Origin of the sequence: Nonomuraea sp. MG754425 (genome assembly GCF_021699195.1) — a bacterium.
Lineage (GTDB): Bacteria > Actinomycetota > Actinomycetes > Streptosporangiales > Streptosporangiaceae > Nonomuraea.
In genome coordinates this window covers 1-22,299 of record NZ_SSXE01000058.1, presented here as the reverse complement: position 1 = coordinate 22,299, position 22,299 = coordinate 1, and the positions used below count along the sequence as shown (strand labels likewise).

Sequence of the window (22,299 nt, the reverse complement as noted above, 5' to 3'; positions counted from 1 at the left end):
CCCGCGGCGGGCGGACGCGATCAGCGGTTCGCCTGCTGCGGGCGGTTCCTGCCGTCGTCCACGGAGCTCTCCTGCACCGACGGCTGCTCGGGGACCTCTGTGGCCGACGGTGCGCTCTCCTGCGGCTGCTCGTCGGGCGTCTGGTCGCCGTCGGGGCTCTGCTGCTGCTGTTCCGGCTGGTCGCCGAACGGCTGCTGGGTGAAGCCGGGCTCCGGCTGGTTCCAGTCGTCCTGGTTCGGCGGCGGGCTGTAGTCCTGGCCGGGCAGGTCGCCGTCGCGGTCGGGCTGGGTGTAGGAGTCGGAGCCCCAGCCGTACTCCGACGGCTCGGGGAACTCCTCGACCGGCTTGCCCGACATCGCCTCGGTCATGAAGGCCCGCCAGATCTGCGCCGGGAGCTGGCCGCCGAACTGCGTGCCGTACCCGGGGATCGTGACGGTGGCGTTGTCGTCGCGGAACATGTCCACGGCCACCGCGAGCTGCGGGGTGAAGCCGTTGAACCAGACGGACTTGGAGTCGTCGGTGGTGCCGGTCTTGCCGGCCACCGGACGGTCGTAGAGGCGGGCGGCGGTGCCGGTGCCGTACTTGACGGCCTGCTGCATCGCGTACGTCGTGTCGGCCGCGGCCTGCTCGCTCACCGCCTTGGTCTCGGTGGGCTTGACGACCTCCTTGCGGCCCTCCGCGTCGGTGACGGACCTGACGACGTGCGCCTCCACGTGCACACCCTTGTTGGCGAAGGTGGAGAAGCCGGAGGCGTTCTGCACGGCGCTGACGGAGGCCACGCCGAGCGGGAAGGCGGCGGCGCTCTTGTGCTGGTCGAGCTGTTCGGCGGGCAGGCCGGCCGCCTCGGCGATCCTGGCCACCTTGTCGAGGCCGACCTTCTGCCCGAGGTCCACGAACGCGGTGTTGACGGAGTTCTGGGTGGCGCTGATCAGGTCGATCTGGCCGTAGGAGCGGTCGCCGTCGTTGGGGATCGACTGGGAGGCCGACGCCACGCGCAGCGGCGAGTTGCCGTCGACCCTGGTGGACAGGTCGAAGCCGTCGTTCAGGGCCGCGGCCAGTGTGTACGGCTTGAACGTGGATCCGGCCATCACCTTGGCCGAGAAGGCGCTGTCGTAGTACTTCGACTGCGACGGCTTGCCCCCGTAGAAGGCGACGACCTCGCCCGAGGCGGGATCGACGGCCGCCAGTCCAGTGCGCACCTTCTGGGGCGTGCCGTCCGGCAGCGTCTCCTCCACGGCCCGCTGGGCGGCCTGCATGAGCTTCTTGTCGAAGGTCGTGACGATCTTGAGCCCGCCGCTGTTGATGTCCTCGTCGGTGTAGCCGCGGCGGTTCAGCTCGGCGGTGACCTGCTCCAGCATGTACTGGGCCTGCCCCTTGAGCTCGAACGGCTTCTTCGGCTCGACCAGCTCGGGGAAGCGCTCGGCGGCGGCCTGCTGCGGGGTGAGCCCGCCGGTCGCCCCCATGGCGTTGATCACCGACTGCCAGCGTTCCCTGGCCGCCGCCAGGTCGGTGCCCTTGGGGGCGGCGAAGCGGCTGGGCTGCTGGATCACCGAGGCGAGGTAGGCGCCCTCGGAGACGGCCAGCTTCTCGACGTCTTTACCGAAGTAGGCGCGGGCCGCCGACTGGACGCCGTTGGCGCCGCGGCCGAAGTAGATCGTGTTGAGGTACTGCTCCAGCACCCAGTCCTTCGACCGGGACTGGTCGACCTTCATCGCGATGAGGATCTCTTTGAACTTGCGGACGACGGAACGTTCCTGGCTCAGGCCGCTGTAGTAGTTGCGCACGAGTTGCTGGGTGATGGTGGAGCCGCCCTGGAGCTGCTGCCCGCTGAGGGTGGACCAGACGGCCCGCGCGGTGCCCTTGATCGAGACGCCGCCGTCCTGGTAGAAGGAGCGGTTCTCGGCGGCGATGACCGCGTCGCGGACGTGTTCCGGCACCTGGGCGAGATCGACTTTTCTGCGGTCGATGCCCTGCCGGGCGAGCACGCTCTTTCCGTCGCGGTAATAGATCACCGAACCCTGCGCGGTGGCCTGCTTCTGCGTTGTGTCGGGAATTGGAGTCAACGCCCAGGCAATAGCGAAAAGCCCGGCCAGTACGAGGATCCCCGTGCCCAGAGATATCAGTACGACTCGCAGAATCCGTCGCTTCCGCATTCCGTCACCCACCACCACTCCGCACCCTCGACCCTCTCGTCAGAGCCTGACCCAACCCCCGCAAGCTGGGCGAATGGTAAGGGTAAACGATCGATAACGGTGCCTAGTCCCTTAGCGATGGTACGTCTATCCAGCCTCTCGACGCGGAACATCGGCGACCAAAGGCACCACTCGGTAGGGAACCGGCGTGTCAAGGGCGATGATCGAATTAGTCCGGAGCACACCCTGCACATCGACGATGCGATCGATTACGCGCTGCAAATCGGCATTCGTCCTGGCGACCACGCGGCACAAAAGATCACTGTCACCGGTGATCGTGTGCACTTCGAGCACCTCGGGAATGCGCGCCAGCCGGTCGGCCACCGGATCGTGCCCGGCCACCTGCCTGATCTCCATGCTGACGAACGCGGTGACGTCGTAGCCGAGCGCGACCGGTGACACGTCGGGGCCGAAGCCCGTGATCACCCCCCGTTCGACGAGGCGGTCGAGCCGGGCCTGGACCGTGCCACGGGCCACGCCGAGCCGCCGCGAGCACTCCAGGATCCCCAGCCGGGGCTCGGCGGTCAGCAGGGCGATCAGCCGGGAGTCGAGTTCGTCGATCGTCATGCTGTACAGAATTGCGCACCCATTTGGCCACTGGCTAGGCAGATTGTGCACTCATTGAGGTAACTGTTGCGCAACTCGTCCAGACAAAACCAGAGTTGGAGACATGAGTGATGTCTTCCCGGTCAACGGCATGGACGCCGTGGTGTTCGCCGTGGGCAACGCCCGGCAGGCCGCCCACTACTACTCGACCGCCTTCGGCATGCGACTGGTGGCCTACAGGGGGCCGGAGAACGGCAGCCCCGACCAGGCCGCGTACGTGCTCACCTCGGGCAGCGCCACCTTCGAGCTGCGGGCCCCGATCCGGCCCGGCACGGACCTGGCACGGCACGTGGCCGAGCACGGCGACGGGGTCATCGACCTGGCCATCGAGGTGCCCGACGTGGAGAGCGGCTACGCCTACGCCGTCGCCCACGGGGCCAAAGGGCTGGTGGAGCCGCACACGGTGGAGGACGAGCACGGCAAGGTGGTGCTCGCGGCCATCGCCGCGTACGGCGAGACCCGGCACACCCTCGTGGACAGGTCCAACTACGGCGGCCCCTACCTGCCCGGCTACGCCCCCGCCGAGCCGCTGGTCGCACCGCCCGCGACCAGGAACGGGCGGTTGTTCCAGGCCATCGACCACTGCGTCGGCAACGTCGAGCTGGGCAGGATGGACGAGTGGGTGGAGTTCTACCGCAGGGTGATGGGCTTCACGAACATGGCCGAGTTCGTCGGCGACGACATCGCCACCGAATACTCCGCGCTGATGTCGAAGGTGGTGGCCGACGGCACGCGCAAGGTCAAGTTCCCGCTCAACGAGCCGGCCGTCAGCCGTAAGAAGTCGCAGATCGACGAGTACCTCGAGTTCTACCGCGGCCCCGGCGTGCAGCACATCGCGCTGGCCACCAACGACATCCTGGCCACGGTGGACCACATGCGGGCGGCCGGGGTGCGCTTCCTCCAGACGCCCGGCTCGTACTACGACGACCCCGAACTGCGCGAGCGCATCGGACGGGTGCGGGCCCCGATCGAGGAGCTGAAGAAGCGGGGCGTCCTCGTCGACCGCGACGAGGACGGCTACCTGCTGCAGATCTTCACCCAGCCCGTCCAGGACCGGCCCACGGTCTTCTTCGAGCTGATCGAGCGGCACGGCTCGCTCGGCTTCGGCAAGGGCAACTTCAAGGCTCTGTTCGAGGCGATCGAGCGCGAGCAGGAACGCAGGGGCAACCTTTAGTTTGTCCCGACTTGGTGGTGGTCATCCAGACATCATGGGATTGCCGCCACCAGGGCTGGCGGGACGCTGGCGACGGCTGTTCGCCGGCCTCCTCGACTGGCTCATCGTCAACATCGCCGCCGCACCTTTCAGCTGGACGAGCTGGGAGTACGCCTGGAACGAGGCCCGCGGCGGCTGGGAACGCTACCCGGTCGAGCACACCTTCGTGGCCGGACTCATCGCCTTCCTGTACTTCTGGCTGCTGCACGCCTTCTGGAACGGCCAGACTCTGGGCAAGAAGCTCTTCGGCATCCGTGTCGTGTCCGAGTACGGCGGGAAGCTGGGCGTCGGGCAGACGGCCGTCCGGCAGGCCGTGGCCAGCGTGCTCGAATGGCTCTGCTGCGTCGGTCTCCTGATCGACCTGAGCTGGATCCTGTTCGACCCCCGCAAGCAGGCCCTGCACGACAAAGCCGCGCGCACGGTCGTGGTGAACGCCTGACTCAGCGTAATATTCAGGTCACGGACCGAAGGGGGGCTCGCACGCCTATGCGTTCCAAGAGGCGCGGGGTGGCCATGCTCGCGACACTCGTCACCGTACTGGCCTGTTCCCCCGCCGACGCGCCGACCCCGCCCGCCGCGGCCGACCGGCGCGCGGGCGCGCCCGGCATCGGCGACCCCGACTTCCCGAGCGACGGCAACGGCGGCTACGACGTCTCGCACTACGACCTCGTCGTCGACTACACCCCCACCACCAAGCGGCTGGACGGCGTGGCCACCATCAGCGCCGCCGCCACCCAGGAGCTGTCCGCCTTCAACCTCGACCTGACCGGGCTGCACGTGCGCGGGATCACCGTCGACGGCGCGCCCGCCACGTTCACCAGGGCGGGCGACGAGCTCACCGTGCGGCCCGGCCGGGCGATCTCCGCCGGCGACCCCTTCAAGGTCAAGGTCACCTACACGGGCCAGCCCAAACCGGCCAAGGACAATGCCAACCTGGGCACGTACGGGTTCATCCCCACCTCCGACGGCGCCTTCGTGGCCTCCGAGCCCAACGGCTCCAAGACCTGGTTCCCCAGCAACGACCATCCGGCCGACAAGGCCACCTTCGACTTCACGATCACCGTGCCGGCCGGCGTCACCGCCCTGGCCAACGGCGAGATGGACGAGCCGCCCACCACCTCGGGGGGCAAGACCACCTACCGCTGGCGCGAGCGCCACCCGATGGCGACCTACCTGGCCACGGCCACACTGGGCAGGTTCGACGTGCGCCGGGGCGACACCCCGGGCGGCATCCCCAACCTGGCCGCCACCGACCCCAAGTTCCGCGACTCTCTCGACTCGCTCTACACCGTCTCCGGCGAGATCACCGACTACTGGTCCGAGGTGTTCGGCCCCTACCCGTTCTCCTCCACCGGCGGCGTGGTCGACGACTACTCGGCGGGCTACGCGCTGGAGAACCAGACCAAGCCGCTGTACGGCGGCTTCGCGCCCGACGAGATGATCGTCGCCCACGAGCTGGCGCACCAGTGGTTCGGCAACAGCCTGACCATCCGGCGCTGGAAGGACCTCTGGCTCAACGAGGGCTTCGCCACGTACGCGGAGTGGCTGTGGGCCGAGCACAAGGGCAAGCAGACCGCGGAGGCCACGTTCACGGCGCTGCACCAGCGCCCCGAGTCCGACCCGATGTGGGCCTACCCACCCGGCCGGGCCCAGCCCGACGACCTGTTCAACCAGTCCGTCTACACCCGCGGCGGCATGACCCTGCACGCCCTGCGCCGCGCGGTCGGCGACCACACGTTCTTCGCCCTGCTCAAAGCATGGACCGCCGAGCACCGCTACGGTCACGTGACGACGGAGGAGTTCGTCGCGCTGGCCGAACGGCTGTCCGGCAAAGATCTCGGCCCGCTCTTCGACGCCTGGCTCTTCCAGCCTCGCCGACCGGCCTGACCTGGCCGGAAACGCTCCCCGTCGCCCGATCCAAGTAGAGGTGTAAGGGCGAACGACGAAGGGAGCGAGGCCGGTGCGCCTCAACGAAGACCCCTCGGCCTTCGAGGGCTTCTACCGCCGTCATGTCGACGGCGTGCTGCGGTTCGTGGCCCGGCGGGTGAGCGATCCCCACCTGGCCGCGGACCTGACGGCGGACATCTTCCTGGCGGTGCTGGACTCCGCGGACACGTACGTGGCGGGGCGGGGCAGCGAGACCGCCTGGCTGTACGGCATCGCGCGCAACGTGGTCTCGGCCCAGTACCGCAGGGCCGCACGCGAGACACGGGCGACCGGCCGCCTGGCCGGCCGCCGGCTGATGGACGACGACGACCTCGCTCGCATGGAGGAGCGGATCGACGCCGAACGCCGTACGCGCGGCGCGCTGGCGGCCATGGACGGCCTGCCGGACGGCGAGCGCGCGGTGCTGGAACTCGTGGTGATCGACCAGCTCACCGTCACCGAGGCCGCCGGGGCCCTGGGCATCAGGCCGGTGACCGCCCGCGTGCGGCTGCACCGGGCCCGGCGGGCGCTCGGGAGCCTCACTTCGCCCATGGCCGCGTATCTGGAAGGACAGGCATGAACGACTTCGAAGACCGCCTTCTCGCCGCGCTCAAGGAGGACATCGCGACGAGGACGGCTGACGGCACGACGACACCGGCCCCGGCCAGGACCGGTTTCCGGCGGCGGCGCCTGGCGGGGCTGTCGGCCGCGCTGGCGGGGGTCGCGGCGGCCACCGTGGCGGTGGTGGTGGCGACCGGCGTCGCCGGCAGCCCGGCGTACGCCGTGAGCACGGGCTCCGACGGCGAGGTGAGCGTGCGGATCCACGCGTTCACCGACCCCGAGGGGCTGGAGGCGGAGCTGGCCGCCGCGGGCATCAGGGCCGTGGTCGACTACCTGCCGCAGGGGCAGACCTGCGCGCAGCCGCGCGGCTCGCACGGGGCCGGCTCCGGGAAGTTCACGGCGGGCGTCGGGCGGGAGGGGGACGGGATCTCCTTCACGATCGGGAAGGGCCAGGTGCCCGAGGGCTCCACGCTGGTGCTGGCCGTCTCCAAGAGCCGCGACGGCGACGACCGGCCGCCGTTCGCGACCGCGCTGGAGATCGTCACGGGGGCGGTCTCGGAGTGCGAGCCGACCCCGCTGCCCACTCCGCCGCCCGGCGGCACCTCCCGCAAGGACAGCACAGGGCCCGGCGACGACTCGGGCACGGAACAGGGCCCGAGCCTGACCAGCCGCACCGGCTGACGCCCCGGGCACGTCACACGCGCGGGTTCACGCCCCTGCCGCGGTGCTGGAGAACACCAGGACGGACGCCGTGAACCCGTGCACGTGGTTGTGCCCCGCCACCGGCCCCACCTCCCCGGCCGCGAAGAAGCCCGCCACGCCGATGGGGCCCAGCGTGTCGCGCAGCGCGACCGGGTCGTGGTCGGCCGTGCCGAACATGGCCGACCCCCGCCCGTTGCAGGAGAACAGCAGCGCGCCGTCCACCTTGCCGAGTTCCTCGCGGTGGGCGTCGAGCAGGTCGTACAGGTCCTCGTCGGCGGTGGCGGCGTCGCGCACCTGGAAGCGCACGGTCCTGCCGACCTCCACGATGTCGCCGATGGCCACGGCCTCCCGGTCGGGGTCGATGCCGATCACCCCCCGGATGAGGAAGTCGCCGCGTTCGTGGCGTTCGGCGTACTCGTCCATGGCCAGGCCGATCTGCAGCCCGGAGGCGACCAGTTCGCGGTCGTCCTCGTCCAGTTCGCTGACGATGTCCTCCAGGCGGGCCAGCGCCGGCTGGCCGGCCAGTTCCAGCAGCAGGTTCTCCTCCGACGCGGTGACCACCATGCTCGGGCCGATCGGCCGGCAGCCCTGGCTCACCACGGTGCTGACCTTGATCGGGCCGCTGAGCAGCACGCCGATCGCGCCCTCGGTGTAGATCTCGCCGTCGGCGAACAGCCGTACCGAGCCGCGTCCCTGGAGACCGTTGGCCAGGCCGCCGATCAGCGGGAGGTCGCCCAGCACGTCCACAGAACGTTCCACGAAGGCGTCGGTCGGGAAGCTGTACGGATCGGCCAGCAGGATCGCCACGTGGTCGTCGCCGCCGCGCTCCGGCAGCCCGACGACCACGAACCGGTCCTCGGCGGTCAGCGTCTCCAGCGCGAACGTGGTCAGCCTGGCCCCGTCCAGGGTCGCCGCCCACGCGCTCACGGCAGGCGTGAGCTCGACCCCCTGGCCGTCGCCGATCACCCCCGTGGCGCTGCACCCGATCACGTGCGCCTCGGGCGCCAGCTTCATCGCGGCCTCCCCGGCGCGCGAGACGTCATCGGGGTCGTCGCCGCAGATGAAGAAGCAGACCAGGTCGGCCCGGCCGCTGAGCCTCGACAGTGCCTGGCCGACGGCGTTCGCCGCGGCCTCCACCAGGTCGGAACCCACGGCGAGCCCGTCGGCGAAGCGGCTCGTCATCAAGGCCACGGATCTCGCCTCCCTCGACTTGTCCAAGTTCCCTAGGCCCGATTCTCCCCACTAAAGGGACAAGCACGCCCACGAACCGTCACGCAATAGTCAAGATCCGAAATCTCCGCCAGATGTGAAAGTCCCTGCCACATTCCCCGCAGGGGACGTAGTCTCGTTCCCGTGCATCAGCCACGTATTCTCCGCGAGTTGCGAGAGAGCGGCCACGTTCATCGCACCGTCAAGGCCGAGGTCCGGGAGAACCTGCTCGCCAGGCTGCGGGCGGGCGAGCCGCGATTCCCCGGCATCGTGGGCTTCGACGACACCGTTCTGCCGCATCTCGAGCGCGCCCTGCTCGCCGGACACGACCTCGTCCTGCTCGGCGAGCGCGGACAGGGCAAGACCCGGCTCATCCGCACCATCACCGGGCTGCTCGACGAGTGGACGCCGGTGGTCGAGGGCTGCGAGATCAACGACCATCCGTACGCGCCGGCCTGCACGCGCTGCCAGAAACTGGCGCGCGAGCTGGGTGACGAGCTGCCCGTCGCGTGGAAGCACCGCGACGAGCGCTACGGCGAGAAGCTCGCCACCCCCGACACCTCCGTGGGCGACCTGATCGGCGACGTCGACCCCATCAAGATCGCCGAAGGGCGCACGCTGGGCGACCCCGAGACGGTCCACTACGGCCTGGTGCCGCGTACCAACCGGGGCGTCTTCTCCGTCAACGAGCTGCCCGACCTGGCCGAACGCATCCAGGTGTCGCTGCTCAACGTGCTGGAGGAGCGCGACGTCCAGGTGCGCGGCTACAACCTGCGACTGCCGCTCGACATCCTGCTCATCGCCAGCGCCAACCCCGAGGACTACACCAACCGGGGCCGGATCATCACGCCGCTCAAGGACCGGTTCGGCGCCGAGATCCGCACCCACTACCCGCTGACCGTCGAGCACGAGCTCACCCTCATCCGCCAGGAGTCCGTGCCGGACATCGGGGCCGACGTCCCCGAGCACCTGGTCGAGGTGATCGCCCGCTTCACCCGCCTGGTGCGCGAGTCGACCGCCGTGGACGCCCGTTCCGGCGTGTCGGCCCGGTTCGCCATCGCCGCGGCCGAGACCTCGGCGGCCTCCGCGACCCGCCGGGCGGCGATCACCGGCGAGGACCGGCCCGTGACGCGGGTGGTCGATCTGGCCTGTGTGGTGCACAGCCTGCGGGGCAAGGTGGAGTTCGAGGTCAGCGAGGAGGGCAGGGAGACCGAGATCCTGGCCCATCTGCTGCGCCGGGCGACGGCCGAGACGTTCCGGGGCCGCCTGGGCGGCATGGACCTGTCGGCCCTCACCGACAAGTTCGCCGAGGGCAACCAGGTGGAGTCCGGCGAGCTGGTGCCGGCCGGCGAGCTGCTGCACCGCATCGGCCCGGTGGACGGGCTGGCCAAGGTCATGTCGCGGCTGGGCATGGGGGCGGGCGAGGAGTCGCCGGGGCACGCGGCGGCGGCCCTGGAGTTCGCGCTCGAAGGGCTTTACCTCATGCGGCGGCTGTCGAAGGAAGACCTTGACGGAGTCGCCGTTTATCGCACGTGAACTGGGCGGCACTCTCCCGCGTCAAAGTGGTTGTCTGAATCACTTTGTTCGGGGGAGGCCGCTCATGCGTCTGCTTGTTCCTTCTGCCACCGCCGCCGCTCTCGCCCTGGGCGCGCTCGCGGCGCCGTTCGGCGGGCCCGCCGACGCCGCGACCGCCGTGTACGGCTTCGCCTGGGCCGACGGCCAGGGCCACCTGCGGATCGTGCCGAAGTCCGCCACCCGGGCGACCCGCCAGAGCTTCACCCTCAAGGCCCGGGCCAAGGCCAAGGAGCTGCGGCTCGGTTACGCCGGGGCCGCGTACCGGCGGGTCACCACGGCCTGCGACCTGAAGGAGACCGAGGGCCGGGTCGCGGTGGACGCCAACGGCCTGGGCCGTACGACGTGCGAGCCCGCCGACCTGACCGACACCCTGGCCCGCGGCCCCGTGCCGGTGCGCGCCGAGTACCGGCACGGCGAGGCCACCCGGATCAACGAGATCCTGGTCGGCGACTGGGGCAGCCCGCGCACGGCCCGCGGCACGATCAAGCGGGTCAACGACACGACCGTGCTGTTCCAGAGCGGCAGTACGAAGATCAAGCTCGGTTACACGTACACGACGGCCTTCTACCGGACCACCGCGGGGTGCGGCGACGGCTGGCTGGCGGGCCGGCCGGTCAACGCCGACAGGAACGGCCTGGGCAGGAAGCAGTGCGGGTGGACCGACCTGACGAAGGCGCTCAAGGCCGCCCGGCACCCGGTGCTGGTGAAGGTGGACCTCACGCCGGGCGTGGGCGCGCTCAACGAGGTGTGGGAAGTCTACGGCGACGCCTGACTCGGCATTGGGGGTAGCGTGGGTTCGTGATGGCCTTTCGCTATGGCGAGTTCCACGACGGCCCCGATCCCCTGGCCCCTCCTTACGACGTACGTGCCGCGCTCGACGAGATGGGCGACGCCATCCTGTCGGGCTCGACACCGGTCCACGCCCTGCGCGATCTGCTCAAGCGCGGCCTGCCCGGCGCCCAGGACCGTCGCGGGCTCGACGACATGCTCAGGGAGGTCCGCAGGCGCCGCCGCGACCTGCGTGAGCGGGGGCGCCTGGACGGCACGCTGGAGCGGGCCCGCGCGCTGCTCGACAAGGCGATCGGGCAGGAGCGGGCCGAGCTGTTCCCCGACCCGTCCGACGACGCGCGGCTGCGGGAGGCCGGGCTCGACGCGCTGCCCGAGGACACCGCCAGCGCCATCCAGGAGCTGAACTCGTACGGATGGCGCTCGGCGGCGGCCCGCCAGACCTTCGAGGAGCTGCGCGACCTGCTGCGCAGGGAGGTGCTGGACAGCCAGTTCAAGGGCCTTCGCGACGCGCTGGCCAACCCCGATCCGCAGGCGATGGAACGCGTCCGCCAGATGATGTCGGACCTGAACGACCTGCTCGACAAGGATTCCCGGGGCGAGCACACCCAGGAAGACTTCGACGCCTTCATGGGGAAATACGGCGACCTGTTCCCCGAGAAGCCCCGCAACCTCGACGAGCTCGTCGACATCCTGGCCCGCCGCGCCGCCGCCACGCAGCGCATGCTGGCCTCGATGACCCCGCGCCAGCGCGAGGAGCTCAGCAACCTCATCAACCAGACCCTCGACCAGGCGGGCCTGTCCGACCAGATGCGCCGCCTCGGCGAGGCCCTCTACGCCCGCCGCCCCGACCTGGCCTGGAACGCCCCCGAGCGGCTCACCGGCGAGGAGCCCCTGGGCATGGGCGACGCCGTGACCGCGCTGGAGGAGCTGGCCGACCTCAGCCAGCTCGAGACCGCCCTGCGCCAGGACTACCCGGGCGCGCGGCTCGACGACATCGACGAGGCCGCCGTACGCCGCGCGCTCGGCCGCTCCGCCGTCGACGACCTGGAGGCGCTCAAGCGCATCGAGCGGGAGCTGGAGGAGCAGGGCTACCTGCTGCGCCGCCGCGGCAAGCTGGAGCTCACCCCGAAGGCCGTGCGCCGCCTCGGCGAGACCGCGCTGCGCCGGGTCTTCTCCTCGCTCGACGCGGGCCGGCGCGGCGACCACGACCAGCACGACGCGGGCTCGGCCGGCGAGCTGACCGGCTCGACGCGACCGTGGCGGTTCGGCGACGAGCAGCCGATCGACGTCGTGCGCACGCTGGTCAACGGCGTGCGCAGCGGCGGCGTCATGCTCGGCGACCACGTCGGCGTGCGGCTGTCGGTGGACGACTTCGAGGTGTCCGAGACCGAGCGCCGCAGCGCCGCGGCCGTCTGCCTGCTGGTGGACCTGTCGTACTCGATGGCGCTGCGCGGCACGTGGGCCGCCGCCAAGCAGACGGCGCTGGCCCTGCAGGCGCTGGTGGCCTCCAAGTTCCCGCAGGACGCCGTGCAGATCATCGGCTTCTCCAACTACGCCAGGGTGCTGCAGCCCGACGAGCTGGCGGGCCTCGACTGGGACATGGTCCAGGGCACGAACCTGCACCACGCCCTGCTCATCGCCGGCCGCCACCTCGACCGCCACCCCGACTTCGAGCCGGTGGTGCTGGTCGTCACCGACGGCGAGCCCACGGCGCACCTCATGCGCAACGGCCGCTCGGCGTTCGAGTGGCCGCCCTCGCACGAGACGCTGGAGCTGACGCTGGCCGAGGTGGACAAGATGACCCGGCGGCGGGCCACGCTCAACGTGTTCATGCTGGCGGCCGACGACCGGCTCAAGGAGTTCGTGGACGAGGTGGCCCGCAGGAACGGCGGGCGGGTCTTCTCACCGAGCGCGGAACGGCTCGGCGAGTACGTCGTCAACGACTTCCTGCGCCTGCGCCGGGCCCGCTGACCCGCCCCGCCGGTGTGGGCGGGCTCAGTCCACCCACGCCGGCACGATCCGGCCCAGCCGCTCGGGGTCGGTCATGGCCCGGATCGCCGTGACGACGCCGTCGGTGATCGTGAAGGCCACGACCGTGACCGGCCGCCCGCCGAAGGTGATGAGCGCCCCGGGGACACCGTCCACGAGCGCCGGGTGCAGCCGCGCGCGCGGGTTGCGGAACATCGTCGCCTGGGTCGCGACCTCCCTGGCCCCGCGCACGGTGAACGCCCCTCCCGGGGCGTGCCCGCTCAGCTCGACGTCGGGGGCGAGCACGGTCAGCAGCCCGGCGACGTCTCCCCTGCCGACCGCCTCGAAGAACGCCTCCACGACCTCGCGTCCGGCGGCGTCGGCGGCGGCCACGCCGGTCCGCAGCCGGCCCCGGGCGCGGCTGGCGAGCATCTTGGTGGCCGCGGTGCTGCGGCCGAGGATGGCCGCGACCCCGTCGAACGGGACCTCGAACACGTCGTGGAGCACGAACGCCACCCGCTCGGCCGGGGTCAGGACGTCCATGACGACGTACAGGGCCAGGGCGACGGACTCGGCGAGCAGGACCTCCTGCTCGGGGTCGGACCCGAGCGGGTCCCCCGGGAGCAGGCCGACCTCGAGTTCGAGCGGCTGCTCCCGCCGTACCCCGTGCTTGCGCAGGACGTCCAGGCAGATCCGGACCGTCACCGTGGTGAGCCAGCCACGCAGTTCCTCGATCCCGTCGCCGCCCGCGCGTGTCAGCCGCAGCCACGCCTCCTGCACGGCGTCGTCCGCGTCCGCGTGCGAGCCGAGCAGCCGGAACGCCATCGCGTGCAGGTAGGGGCGGTGCTCCTCGAACTCGGCGGCGAGCTCGTTCTCGTCGATCACGATCCTCCTCGGCTTCCCGGGCCGTCCGCCACGCGCGTGGCGGGGCCTCGCCGCTACGACGTACGGCGTGCCCGGAAGGTAACGCGCGCGCCGACGTTACCTTTCCGGGCCGCGGCACGTCGTAGCGGCGTCAACCGATCCGACGACCCTCCGGGGAGCAGAAGATGACACGTATCAAGGACGCCTCGTCCCAGCCCGACATCACGGGCGGCGTTCAGCAGCTCTACAAGGCGGTGTACGCGGGAGGCGTGCCCCCGCAGACGCTGGAGCTGGTGCACCTGCGCGCCAGCCAGATCAACGGCTGCAGCGCCTGCGTGGACGCCGGCGTCTCCGGCGCCGCCAAGTCCGGGGTGAGCGCGGAGAAGCTGCTCAACCTGGCCGCCTGGTACGAGAACCCGATCTTCGACGACGCCGAGCGGGCCGCGCTCGCGCTCACCGAGGCCGCCACCCGGCTCTCGGACCGGCCCGGCGCGGTGACCGACGAGATCTACGCCGAGGCCGCCAAGCACTATGACGAGCGGCAGCTCGGGGCCCTGGTGCTGATGGTCGGGCTGACGAATCTCTTCAACCGCGTCAACACCACCTTCCGCGTCCCCGCCGGGACCAGGTGGGGCTGACGGGCGCGGCGGCCCGCCACCCGCGGGCCGCCGTCCGATCAGGTGGTCAGGAATCGAGAAGCGCTGATCAGCGGGGCGCGCATAGCGTCGTCGCCATGGACATCACCATCCACGAGACCTTCCTCCCGCACAACGACGCCGCCGCCTCCCTGGCCTTCTACCGCGACATCCTGGGCTTCGAGGTCCGCAACGACGTCTCGTTCGGCGAGCTGCGCTGGATCACGGTCGGTCCCGAGGGCCAGCCCGGTACGTCCATCGTCCTGCATCCCCCGGCCGCGAACCCCGACCTCACCGACGACGAGCGCCGCACCATCGCCGAGATGATGGACAAGGGCACCTACGGCGTCGTCAACCTGGCCACCGCCGACCTCGACGGCACCTTCGACCGGGTGCAGGCCGGGGGCGCAGAGGTCGTCCAGGAGCCGATCGAGCAGCCGTACGGCAGACGCGACTGCGCCTTCCGCGACCCCTCGGGGAACCTGATCCGCGTCAACGAGCTGCGCTGAGAGGCGGGCGGGGAAACTGTCGGTCCCGGGTGCCAGACTCCCGGCATGGGCGAGGTCGTGCTGCTGAGAGCCGTGACGGAAGCCGATCTGGAGGTGTTCCTGCGCCGGTTCGTCGGCTACTGGTTCGGGCGGGCGTTCTGGGGCCGGGGCGTCGGCACCTGGGCGATGACGTTATTCCTCGGCGAGGAACCCGTCCGGCCCCTGTACGCCGACCCCTTCCACGGCAACACCGCGTCGGTGCGGCTGCTGGAGAAGCACGGGTTCGAGCAGTCCGGCACGGTCCGGCACGGCGACGACGAGCACCTCCTGCTGGTGCTGCGCTGACGGCCGAGAACGCACGCCGGGCCCGAGGGCACCCGCGCGCGCCCGGCCGGGCGGGCCCCGGTCAGCCGGCGACCGCCGGCGTCTCCTCGCGGGCGACCTGGTCGGCGGCCGGCCTGCGCAGCACGGTGAGCGCCACCACGAACGCCGCGAGCAGCAGCCCGGCGGCGATCCCGAACGCGAGCCGGTACCCGCCGGTCAGCGCGGCGGCCTCGCCGGCCCCCGCCGTCAGCAGCTCACCGGTGCGCGAGGCGGCCATCGTGGACAGCACCGCCACGCCGATCGCCATGCCCACCTGCTGCGTGGTGTTGAACAGGCCGGAGGCGAGCCCGGCGTCGGCCTCTCGCGCCCCCGACATGGCCAGCGTGGCCAGCGCGGGGAGCATCAGGCCGCCGCCCGAGATCAGCAGCATCGGCGGGAGCAGGTGGGTGAGGTAACCGGCGTCCACCGAGACCCGGGTGAGCAGAAGCATCGCCGTGACGAGCAGCGCCAAGCCGGCGATCAGGACGGCCCGGGGCCCGAAGCGGGCGTTGAGCCGGGCGGAGACGAACAGCGAGGTCGTCCCGATGCCCACGGCGGCGGGCAGCATGGCCAGGCCGGTCTCCAGCGCGCCGTACCCGAGCACGCGCTGCATGTAGAGCGCCACCAGGATCTGGAAGGCGAACATCCCCGACAGGCTGAGCATCTGGGCCAGGTTGGCGCCGGCCACGTTGCGCGAGCGGAGCAGGCGCAACGGCATGAGCGGGGTCCTGGCGGTGGCCTGCCGGGCCACGAAGGCCCCGAGCAGGGCGAGTGAGAGCGCGCCGAGGCCGAGGGTGTGGGCGGCGAGCCAGCCGTACTCCTCGACCCGGACGACTGTGTAGATGCCCAGCATCAGGCCGCCGGTCACCAGCAGGGCGCCGATGACGTCCGCGCCGGCGGACAGGCCGAGCCCGCGTTCGGCGGGCAGCGCCGGCAGCGCGAGCACGATGGTGATCAGGCCGATGGGCACGTTGATGAAGAAGATCCACGGCCAGCTCAGCACGTCGGTGAGCACGCCGCCGAGCACCTGGCCGATGGACGCGCCGGCGGCCCCGGTGAAGCTGAAGACGGCGATCGCCTTCCCGCGTTCGGCCGGCTCGGTGAACAGCGTCACCAGGATGCCCAGCACCACGGCGGAGGCCAGCGCGCTGCCCACGCCCTGCAGGAATCGGGCGGCGATCAGCAGGCCGGAGTCGGTGGCCGCGCCGGCGAGCACGGAGGCGGCCGTGAAGACCACGTTCCCGGTGAGGAACAGGGTCCGCCGCCCGATGAGGTCGCCCAGCCGGCCCGCCAGGAGCAGCAGGCCGCCGAAGGGGATCAGGTAGGCGTTGACGATCCAGCTCAGCCCTGCGGGCGAGAAGTCCAGGTCACGCTGGATGGCGGGCATGGCCACGGTCACGATGCTGCCGTCCAGAACCGTCATCAGCCCCGTCGCGGACAGCACGCCCAGGGCGGTCCAGCGCGAATTGAGCACGTTCGACATGTCTCTCCTGTCTCAGGCGAACAGGAGAGACCGTAGCAGATAGTTCCGTTGTAGACGATATGTTGCGGAACTACTTTGTGCGCTCCCGTGCCCTGCGGGGCTGCGCGGGGCCCTCGGCCGGGGTCGCGAGGTGACCGCTCACCAGGCGGTTCAGGGCGCGCACCAGCACCTCGCGCTCGTCGCCTGGCAACGCCTCCAGTGCCGCCCGGTGCACGCCGTCCACGATCTCCTGGCTGCGCCTGGCGATCCGCTCGCCCGACTCGGTCACCGCGATGATCCGCGCCCGCCGGTCCGTGCTGGACGGGCGGCGCTCGGCGTACCCGGCCTTCTCCAGCGCGTCCACGGTCACCACCATCGTGGTCTTGTCCATGTCGCCGATCTCGGCGAGCTGGATCTGGGTGCGCTCCTCCTCCAGCGCGTGCACCAGCACGCAGTGCATGCGCGCCGTCAGCCCGATCTCGCCCAGGGCCGCCGACATCCGGGTGCGCAGCACGTGACCGGTGTGGTCGAGCAGGAAGGACAGGTCTTCTTCGGTACGCGCGGGAGCCATCGCCGTCATGTCCGCAGCCTACCCAAACCGTCCCGGAGCAGATTATCCGCGAGGCAACCTTGACCAGGTGGCGCTACGCTCCGGTGCCATGCACGAGACGCGCCTCGACACCGCCCGGATCCGGGCCGCCCGCCAGATGATCGACCCGATGTTCCTCGACACTCCGCTGTACCCCTGCGAGGCGCTGGAGCCCGTGCTCGGGTGCGCGGTGAGCGTCAAGCTCGAAACGGCGAACCCGGTCCGCAGCTTCAAGGCGCGCGGCACCGAACTGCTCGCGAGCCTGCTCGCCGGCGACGGCGCGCGCGCCGCGGTGTGCGCCAGCGCGGGCAACCTCGGCCAGGCCCTGGCCTGGTCCGGTCGCCGCCGGGGGCTCGACGTCACGGTCGTGGCCTCCCGCTTCGCGCCCGCGGCCAAGCTGGACCGCATCCGCGCCCTGGGGGCCAGGCTGGAACTGGTGGACGGTGACTTCGACCTGGCTCGCGAGCGGGCGGCGGCCATCGCGCGCCACGACGGCATCCGGCTGGTCGAGGACAGCCTCGACATCGAGACCTGCGAGGGCGCGGCGACCATCGGCCTGGAGCTGGCGCGGGCCGCGCGGCCGTTCGACGCCGTCCTGATCGCGCTCGGCGGCGGGGCGCTGGCCACCGGCGTCGGCCACGTGCTGAAGGCCCTCGCGCCCGGAGTCGAGGTGATCTGCGTGCAGCCGCTGGGTGCTCCCGCGATGACGCTCTCGTGGCGGGAGCGGCGGGTCGTCACCACCGACTCGACCGACACCATCGCCGACGGCGTCGCCGGGCGGTGCCCCATCCCGGCCGTCCTGGACGATCTGCTCCAGGTCGCCGACGACGCCGTGCTGGTCGAGGAGGCGTCGATCACCACCGGCATGCGGCTGCTCCTCGACCACGCCGGGCTCGTCGTCGAGCCGTCGGCCGCGCTCGGCATCGCGGCGATCCTCGAAGATCGTGACCGCTTCGCCGGACGGCACGTCGTCACCATCGTGTGCGGCGGCAACGTCGACGTGGACGCCTACCACCGCTGGGTCGGCGCGGCGACCGTCTGAGGACGGCGGGTCAGACCTGCACGCAGTAGAAGCCGAGGGCGACGTCGAAGCCGTCGCGGCAGTTGCGGTGCGAGCGGTAGCAGGGCCGCCAGGCCGAGCTGGCCCCCACGCCCGCCCTGGCGTCGTCGAGGGCCGGCGGCACCCGTTCCGGCCGGGGCAGCAGCCCGTGCCCCAGGTAACGGATGCCCGACAGCTCGGTGTGGCGGCCACGGCCGCCCGAGACGAACGCACCCAGGCGCCAGCCGCTCTCCTCGTCCCAGACCAGCGCCGCCCCGTCGGCGAGTCTCAGCGTGGCGTCCCGGGGATCGCACGGGCCTTCCCACCAGTCGGCGACCTCGGTGGACAGCGCGTCGACCACCTGCTGAACGTAGCTGATCGGTTGCTGCACCCACTCGTCGGTGTACGGCTCGACGTGCTTGATGGCCACGGACGGCACCCCCTTGTGCCCTTTCGGTAAGGCAAAAACGGCAGAACGCAACGATACCCGTGACGAACTTATTCCGTTGCACGTCCGTCTAGTCATTACGGACGATATTGACGTCCGGGACGGGGAAGGAGGGGGTGACCATGATCGTCGCGGTTCTCCTCGTCGTGCTGATGGTCGTCGCGGTGGCGGCCACCGAGCTGTGCATGCACTGCTCTGCCGATGGCAAAGAGGGTGTCGAGGCCCACAGCGAGATCACCGGCGACTAGTCTCTCTGCCATGCCGTCCCTGCTTCTCTGGCTGCACATCGGGTTCGCGATCTTCACGATCGGGCCGGTGACCGCCGCCACGATGTCCGCGCCGCGCGCCATCCGCACCAAGAACGTGCCGGCGCTGCAGGTCATGCAGCGCATCACGAGGATCTACAGCCTCGCCAGCCTGGGCGTGTTCGTGTTCGGGCTGGTGCTCGGCATCGTGCTCGGCGGCGGCCTGCTGGGCCGGTGGTACATGACGGCGTCGATGACGCTGTTCATCGTGGCCGCCGTGCTGCTGGTGATCATCGACCGCGACCTGCGCTCCGCCGTGCAGGCGCTCTCCAGCGAGAGCGCCGGCGACGACGCGAACGTGCAGAAGGGGAGGATCGCCGCCATCAGCGGGCTGGTGTCCGTGATCTGGCTGGTGATCCTCTTCCTGATGATCGTGCCCGACTAGGCGGAGCGGCTCAGGCCAGCGCCCGGGTGAGGTCGGCGAGCAGGTCGTCGACGGTCTCGATGCCGACCGACAGCCGCACCAGGTCGGCGGGGACCTCCAGGGGCGACCCCGCCACCGAGGCGTGTGTCATCCGGCCCGGGTGCTCGATGAGCGACTCGACCCCGCCGAGCGACTCCCCCAGCGTGAAGAGCCCGGCCCGCTCGCACACGGCCACCGCCTCCGCCTCGCCCCCGGCGACGCGGAACGACACCATGCCCCCGAACCTGCGCATCTGCTTGGCGGCCACCTCGTGCCCCGGGTGCTCGGGCAGCCCCGGGTAGAGCACCTCCGTCACGCGCGGGTGGGCCAGCAGCAGGTCCACGACACGTTCGGCGTTGTCGCAGTGCCGGTCCATGCGTACGCCGAGGGTCTTGAGCCCCCGCAGCGTCAGCCACGCGTCGAACGGCCCCGCCACCGCCCCCATCGCGTTCTGGTGGTAGGCGAGCTCCTCGCCCAGCCCGGCCGCGGCGGCGACCAGCGCCCCGCCCACCACGTCGGAGTGCCCGCCGACGTACTTGGTGGTGGAGTGCACGACCACGTCGGCCCCCAGGGCGAGCGGCTGCTGCAGGTACGGCGAGGCGAACGTGTTGTCCACCACCAGCAGCGCCCCGGCCTCGTGCGCGAGTTGCGCCAGCGCGGCGATGTCGGCGACGCCGAGCAGCGGGTTGGTGGGCGTCTCGACCCACACCACCTTCGTCTTCTGCGTCATGGCCGCGGCCACGGCGTCGAGGTCGTGCAGCGGGACGGGGTCGTAGTGCAGGTCCCAGCGCTCGTGCACCTTGGCGAAGAGCCGGTACGTGCCGCCGTACGCGTCGTTCGGGATGACCACGTGGTCCTGCGGCCGGCAGACCGCGCGCAGCAGGGTGTCCTCGGCGGCCAGCCCCGACGCGAACGCCAGCCCCCGCGCCCCGCCCTCCACGGCGGCCAGCGCGGTCTCCAGCGCCGTCCTGGTGGGGTTGGCCGAGCGGCTGTACTCATATCCGGAACGCAGGCCGCCCACGCCGTCCTGCTTGTACGTGGACGTGGCGTAGATCGGGGGCACGACCGCGCCGGTCACGGGGTCGGGCTCCTGACCTGCGTGGATGGCCAGCGTCTCAAAACCGTTGCTCATACAGGTCACGTTACAGGCCGTGTTCGCGCGAAAGGCCCGCGATCCGGGTCCCCCACCGGATCGCGGGCCGCCCGCGGGAGCCCGTCCCCTGGGCCCCTGTCAGGCCGCCTTCGGCTCCGGCCGATCCTCGCCCGGACGGTGCGGCAGCCGCACGATGTCCGCGTTGACGAACCGCCCGCTGCCGCCCTGCGCCGGCTCCCCGTTGACGCGGGAGAGCAGCACGGGGTCGGCCAGCGCCAGCAACACACCGACGACCAGCCCGACACCCAGCAGCGCGAACCCGATGGCAATCATGTCCGTCCCCTTCCGACGTATCCCAGCATCGGGGCGACGGCCCGGCCCGCGCCTCCGCTGAAGGGCCGGTCTCCGCCGGTTGCCCTCGACCGAATGGTTGATACGACATGTCCGACTTCCGGCTTAGGCTCAACGCCGTGGGGGATTCGAAGCGCATCGTGTACTGGCTACGCCGGCTGAGCGAGATCGCGATGTACGGCTGGCTGGGCACACTCCTGCTGCTCGACCTCGGGCTCGCCCTCGTCGTGGGCGGCCTCCAGTGGCTCCCGGCCGTCGTCGGCGTCGCCGGGGTGGTGGCCGTGGCGCTGCGGCGCAGGCACCGGGCGCGCGGATTCACCCTCATGCTGGGCCTGTCGTTCGGCGCCTCCCTGCTGTTCACGTTCACCGGCCTCGACGGCGTGCCCGGCATGGCGGAGACGGGCGCGCTGCTCGTCCTGGTCATCGGGGTGCTGCGGCACGTCGAGCCGGTACGCCACGCGGCCCTGCTGGCGTGCCTGGCACTGGTCGTGCTGATGAGCGAGGCCGGCGCGCGCGACTACCAGAGCTCGGGGCTGGTGTTCGCGTTCCTGCTGTTCGCGGGCTGGTCCACGGCCGCCGGGGTGGGCGGCTACCTGCGCTTCCAGCAGGAACGCCGGTCGGAGGCCGTGCACTCGGTACGACGGGCGGAACGCCTCGAACTGGCCAGGGAACTGCACGACCTGGTCGCCCACCACATCACCGGCATCGTCGTGCAGGCCCAGGCCGCGCGCACGGTCGCCGCGGCCAAGCCGGAGGCGGTGGCCCCCGCGCTGGACGCGATCGCGGCGGCCGGCTCGGAGGCGCTGACGTCGATGCGGCGCATGGTCACGGTGCTGCGCACGGAGGACGACGCGGACCGCAAACCCGGCGTCGTGCTGGCCGACCTGCGGCTGCTGACCGAACGCTTCTCCGCCGACGGGCCCAGGGTGGCGTTCGAGATCGGGCCCGGCCTCGACGATCGCACGCTCCCGCCCGAGGTCATGACCACCCTGCACCGGGTGCTCCAGGAGGCGCTGACGAACATCCGCAAGCACGCCGCCCGGTCGGCCTGGGTGGAGGCGGACCTGCGGCGGCACGAGCAGCGGCTCGTGGTGCTGCGGGTGCGCAACTTCGGATCCGGGTCAGATCCGCGGGTGTCGCGGCTCGGCGGCGGGTTCGGGCTGGTCGGGATGGCTGAGCGGGTGGAGGCGCTGGGCGGGCGGCTGTACGCGGGGCCGTCCCCCCAGGGCGCCTGGGAAGTGATCGCCGAGTTCCCCCTCCCCTGACCTCAACTCACCCACTCCTTCGGCACCGGCCCACCCGCTCCCCTGGGCATCGCCCCACCCGAGACCGGTACCCGGCCGATGGCGAACTCGGCCGAGGCCGAGGTCGAGGTCGAGGTCGAGGTCGAGGCCGAGGTCGAGGTCGAGGTCGAGGTCGAGGTCGAGGTCGAGGTCGAGGTCGAGGCCGAGGTCGAGGTCGAGGTCGAGGTCGAGGCCGAGGCCGAGGCCGGGACCGGGGCCGGGGCCGGGGTTCGGT

24 protein-coding genes are annotated in these 22,299 nt (G+C 71.2%); 15 read left to right on the top strand and 9 right to left on the bottom strand.

The features are described from left to right. Window positions 1-20: 20 nt before the first annotated feature. Together FAF44_RS21065 and FAF44_RS21060 are read right to left on the bottom strand one after the other, a co-directional pair. A complete protein-coding gene (locus FAF44_RS21065) occupies window positions 21-2,063 on the bottom strand; it encodes a transglycosylase domain-containing protein (RefSeq protein WP_237104930.1) in 2,043 nt (680 codons plus the stop codon). Between the two features lie 216 nt (window positions 2,064-2,279). After that, entirely contained in the window at window positions 2,280-2,759 is a 480-nt protein-coding gene (locus FAF44_RS21060) for an Lrp/AsnC family transcriptional regulator (RefSeq protein ID WP_237104929.1), read from the bottom strand. 103 nt (window positions 2,760-2,862) lie between these two features. On the opposite strand from FAF44_RS21060, the gene hppD reads away from it, so the two are divergent. The 5 genes from hppD to FAF44_RS21035 all read left to right on the top strand — a co-directional run bounded on the left by hppD (window position 2,863) and on the right by FAF44_RS21035 (window position 7,179). Beyond that, entirely contained in the window at window positions 2,863-3,972 is a 1,110-nt protein-coding gene (gene hppD / locus FAF44_RS21055) for a 4-hydroxyphenylpyruvate dioxygenase (RefSeq protein ID WP_237104928.1), read from the top strand. Window positions 3,973-4,006: 34 nt separating this feature from the next. After that, window positions 4,007-4,450 (top strand): RDD family protein, encoded by a 444-nt coding sequence (locus FAF44_RS21050; protein WP_237104927.1) that lies wholly within the window; start codon window positions 4,007-4,009, stop codon window positions 4,448-4,450. 47 nt (window positions 4,451-4,497) lie between these two features. Then, window positions 4,498-5,898 carry a M1 family metallopeptidase gene (locus tag FAF44_RS21045; RefSeq protein ID WP_237104926.1) on the top strand — a complete coding sequence of 467 codons (1,401 nt, stop codon included), beginning with the start codon at window positions 4,498-4,500 and terminating at the stop codon, window positions 5,896-5,898. A 73-nt stretch (window positions 5,899-5,971) separates the two neighbouring features. Continuing rightward, window positions 5,972-6,517, top strand: coding sequence for an RNA polymerase sigma factor (locus tag FAF44_RS21040; protein WP_237104925.1), 546 nt, complete (start codon window positions 5,972-5,974; stop codon window positions 6,515-6,517). Beyond that, window positions 6,514-7,179 (top strand): hypothetical protein, encoded by a 666-nt coding sequence (locus tag FAF44_RS21035; protein WP_237104924.1) that lies wholly within the window; start codon window positions 6,514-6,516, stop codon window positions 7,177-7,179. The genes FAF44_RS21040 and FAF44_RS21035 overlap by 4 nt, the downstream gene beginning before the upstream one ends. A gap of 27 nt (window positions 7,180-7,206) precedes the next feature. Here FAF44_RS21035 and FAF44_RS21030 read toward each other — a convergent pair whose 3' ends face one another. After that, window positions 7,207-8,382, bottom strand: coding sequence for an FIST N-terminal domain-containing protein (locus tag FAF44_RS21030; RefSeq protein ID WP_237104952.1), 1,176 nt, complete (start codon window positions 8,380-8,382; stop codon window positions 7,207-7,209). Between the two features lie 171 nt (window positions 8,383-8,553). Here FAF44_RS21030 and FAF44_RS21025 point away from each other — a divergent pair, with 171 nt between their 5' ends. From FAF44_RS21025 to FAF44_RS21015, 3 genes are all read left to right on the top strand, one after another. Then, window positions 8,554-9,945, top strand: a complete 1,392-nt coding sequence (locus FAF44_RS21025; protein WP_237104923.1) for a sigma 54-interacting transcriptional regulator — start codon at window positions 8,554-8,556, stop codon at window positions 9,943-9,945. Between the two features lie 64 nt (window positions 9,946-10,009). Beyond that, entirely contained in the window at window positions 10,010-10,756 is a 747-nt protein-coding gene (locus FAF44_RS21020; protein ID WP_237104922.1) for a hypothetical protein, read from the top strand. 29 nt (window positions 10,757-10,785) lie between these two features. Continuing rightward, a complete protein-coding gene (locus tag FAF44_RS21015) occupies window positions 10,786-12,744 on the top strand; it encodes a VWA domain-containing protein (protein WP_237104921.1) in 1,959 nt (652 codons plus the stop codon). A 24-nt stretch (window positions 12,745-12,768) separates the two neighbouring features. Here the strand turns inward: FAF44_RS21015 and FAF44_RS21010 are convergent, their stop codons facing one another. After that, window positions 12,769-13,626, bottom strand: a complete 858-nt coding sequence (locus tag FAF44_RS21010) for a sigma-70 family RNA polymerase sigma factor (protein WP_308193350.1) — start codon at window positions 13,624-13,626, stop codon at window positions 12,769-12,771. A 164-nt stretch (window positions 13,627-13,790) separates the two neighbouring features. On the opposite strand from FAF44_RS21010, the gene FAF44_RS21005 reads away from it, so the two are divergent. From FAF44_RS21005 to FAF44_RS20995, 3 genes are all read left to right on the top strand, one after another. After that, a complete protein-coding gene (locus FAF44_RS21005; protein WP_237104920.1) occupies window positions 13,791-14,243 on the top strand; it encodes a carboxymuconolactone decarboxylase family protein in 453 nt (150 codons plus the stop codon). A 95-nt stretch (window positions 14,244-14,338) separates the two neighbouring features. After that, window positions 14,339-14,749, top strand: coding sequence for a VOC family protein (locus FAF44_RS21000; protein ID WP_237104919.1), 411 nt, complete (start codon window positions 14,339-14,341; stop codon window positions 14,747-14,749). Between the two features lie 45 nt (window positions 14,750-14,794). Further along, the gene (locus FAF44_RS20995; protein ID WP_237104918.1) at window positions 14,795-15,073 is read left to right on the top strand and encodes a GNAT family N-acetyltransferase; all 279 of its coding nucleotides are present in this window, start codon (window positions 14,795-14,797) and stop codon (window positions 15,071-15,073) included. A 61-nt stretch (window positions 15,074-15,134) separates the two neighbouring features. Here FAF44_RS20995 and FAF44_RS20990 read toward each other — a convergent pair whose 3' ends face one another. Together FAF44_RS20990 and FAF44_RS20985 are read right to left on the bottom strand one after the other, a co-directional pair. Continuing rightward, a complete protein-coding gene (locus FAF44_RS20990; RefSeq protein ID WP_237104917.1) occupies window positions 15,135-16,574 on the bottom strand; it encodes an MFS transporter in 1,440 nt (479 codons plus the stop codon). Window positions 16,575-16,644: 70 nt separating this feature from the next. Beyond that, complete coding sequence (locus tag FAF44_RS20985) at window positions 16,645-17,133, bottom strand: MarR family winged helix-turn-helix transcriptional regulator (RefSeq protein WP_237104916.1); 489 nt, start codon at window positions 17,131-17,133, stop codon at window positions 16,645-16,647. A 79-nt stretch (window positions 17,134-17,212) separates the two neighbouring features. Here FAF44_RS20985 and FAF44_RS20980 point away from each other — a divergent pair, with 79 nt between their 5' ends. Continuing rightward, the gene (locus FAF44_RS20980) at window positions 17,213-18,184 is read left to right on the top strand and encodes a threonine/serine dehydratase (RefSeq protein WP_237104915.1); all 972 of its coding nucleotides are present in this window, start codon (window positions 17,213-17,215) and stop codon (window positions 18,182-18,184) included. A 10-nt stretch (window positions 18,185-18,194) separates the two neighbouring features. On the opposite strand, the gene FAF44_RS20975 is transcribed toward FAF44_RS20980, so the two are convergent. Then, window positions 18,195-18,611 (bottom strand): DUF6292 family protein, encoded by a 417-nt coding sequence (locus tag FAF44_RS20975; RefSeq protein ID WP_237104914.1) that lies wholly within the window; start codon window positions 18,609-18,611, stop codon window positions 18,195-18,197. A 134-nt stretch (window positions 18,612-18,745) separates the two neighbouring features. Here FAF44_RS20975 and FAF44_RS54820 point away from each other — a divergent pair, with 134 nt between their 5' ends. Further along, complete coding sequence (locus FAF44_RS54820) at window positions 18,746-18,877, top strand: hypothetical protein (RefSeq protein WP_272894802.1); 132 nt, start codon at window positions 18,746-18,748, stop codon at window positions 18,875-18,877. A gap of 10 nt (window positions 18,878-18,887) precedes the next feature. Next, window positions 18,888-19,319, top strand: a complete 432-nt coding sequence (locus tag FAF44_RS20970) for a hypothetical protein (RefSeq protein WP_237104913.1) — start codon at window positions 18,888-18,890, stop codon at window positions 19,317-19,319. A 10-nt stretch (window positions 19,320-19,329) separates the two neighbouring features. Here the strand turns inward: FAF44_RS20970 and FAF44_RS20965 are convergent, their stop codons facing one another. Both FAF44_RS20965 and FAF44_RS20960 read right to left on the bottom strand, forming a co-directional pair. After that, complete coding sequence (locus FAF44_RS20965; protein ID WP_237104912.1) at window positions 19,330-20,469, bottom strand: cystathionine gamma-synthase; 1,140 nt, start codon at window positions 20,467-20,469, stop codon at window positions 19,330-19,332. A 99-nt stretch (window positions 20,470-20,568) separates the two neighbouring features. After that, a complete protein-coding gene (locus tag FAF44_RS20960; RefSeq protein ID WP_237104911.1) occupies window positions 20,569-20,763 on the bottom strand; it encodes a hypothetical protein in 195 nt (64 codons plus the stop codon). A 137-nt stretch (window positions 20,764-20,900) separates the two neighbouring features. Between FAF44_RS20960 and FAF44_RS20955 the strand changes: the two genes are divergently transcribed. Further along, window positions 20,901-22,046: a sensor histidine kinase gene (locus FAF44_RS20955; RefSeq protein WP_237104910.1), complete on the top strand. Its 1,146-nt coding sequence runs from the start codon at window positions 20,901-20,903 to the stop codon at window positions 22,044-22,046. Window positions 22,047-22,299 lie beyond the last annotated feature (253 nt).

What these genes read in the sequence shown, in the direction of transcription:
- FAF44_RS21015 (WP_237104921.1), top strand. Translation starts at nt 10,786, where the DNA reads ATGGCCTTTCGCTATGGCGAGTTCCACGACGGCCCCGATCCCCTGGCC.
- FAF44_RS20960 (WP_237104911.1), bottom strand. Translation starts at nt 20,763, where the DNA reads ATGATTGCCATCGGGTTCGCGCTGCTGGGTGTCGGGCTGGTCGTCGGT.
- FAF44_RS21005 (WP_237104920.1), top strand. Translation starts at nt 13,791, where the DNA reads ATGACACGTATCAAGGACGCCTCGTCCCAGCCCGACATCACGGGCGGC.
- FAF44_RS20980 (WP_237104915.1), top strand. Translation starts at nt 17,213, where the DNA reads ATGCACGAGACGCGCCTCGACACCGCCCGGATCCGGGCCGCCCGCCAG.
- FAF44_RS21050 (WP_237104927.1), top strand. Translation starts at nt 4,007, where the DNA reads ATGGGATTGCCGCCACCAGGGCTGGCGGGACGCTGGCGACGGCTGTTC.
- FAF44_RS20970 (WP_237104913.1), top strand. Translation starts at nt 18,888, where the DNA reads ATGCCGTCCCTGCTTCTCTGGCTGCACATCGGGTTCGCGATCTTCACG.
- FAF44_RS21020 (WP_237104922.1), top strand. Translation starts at nt 10,010, where the DNA reads ATGCGTCTGCTTGTTCCTTCTGCCACCGCCGCCGCTCTCGCCCTGGGC.
- FAF44_RS21045 (WP_237104926.1), top strand. Translation starts at nt 4,498, where the DNA reads ATGCGTTCCAAGAGGCGCGGGGTGGCCATGCTCGCGACACTCGTCACC.
- FAF44_RS20965 (WP_237104912.1), bottom strand. Translation starts at nt 20,469, where the DNA reads ATGAGCAACGGTTTTGAGACGCTGGCCATCCACGCAGGTCAGGAGCCC.
- FAF44_RS20995 (WP_237104918.1), top strand. Translation starts at nt 14,795, where the DNA reads ATGGGCGAGGTCGTGCTGCTGAGAGCCGTGACGGAAGCCGATCTGGAG.
- FAF44_RS21000 (WP_237104919.1), top strand. Translation starts at nt 14,339, where the DNA reads ATGGACATCACCATCCACGAGACCTTCCTCCCGCACAACGACGCCGCC.
- FAF44_RS20985 (WP_237104916.1), bottom strand. Translation starts at nt 17,133, where the DNA reads ATGACGGCGATGGCTCCCGCGCGTACCGAAGAAGACCTGTCCTTCCTG.
- FAF44_RS20990 (WP_237104917.1), bottom strand. Translation starts at nt 16,574, where the DNA reads ATGTCGAACGTGCTCAATTCGCGCTGGACCGCCCTGGGCGTGCTGTCC.
- FAF44_RS21030 (WP_237104952.1), bottom strand. Translation starts at nt 8,382, where the DNA reads ATGACGAGCCGCTTCGCCGACGGGCTCGCCGTGGGTTCCGACCTGGTG.
- hppD (WP_237104928.1), top strand. Translation starts at nt 2,863, where the DNA reads ATGAGTGATGTCTTCCCGGTCAACGGCATGGACGCCGTGGTGTTCGCC.
- FAF44_RS21060 (WP_237104929.1), bottom strand. Translation starts at nt 2,759, where the DNA reads ATGACGATCGACGAACTCGACTCCCGGCTGATCGCCCTGCTGACCGCC.
- FAF44_RS21035 (WP_237104924.1), top strand. Translation starts at nt 6,514, where the DNA reads ATGAACGACTTCGAAGACCGCCTTCTCGCCGCGCTCAAGGAGGACATC.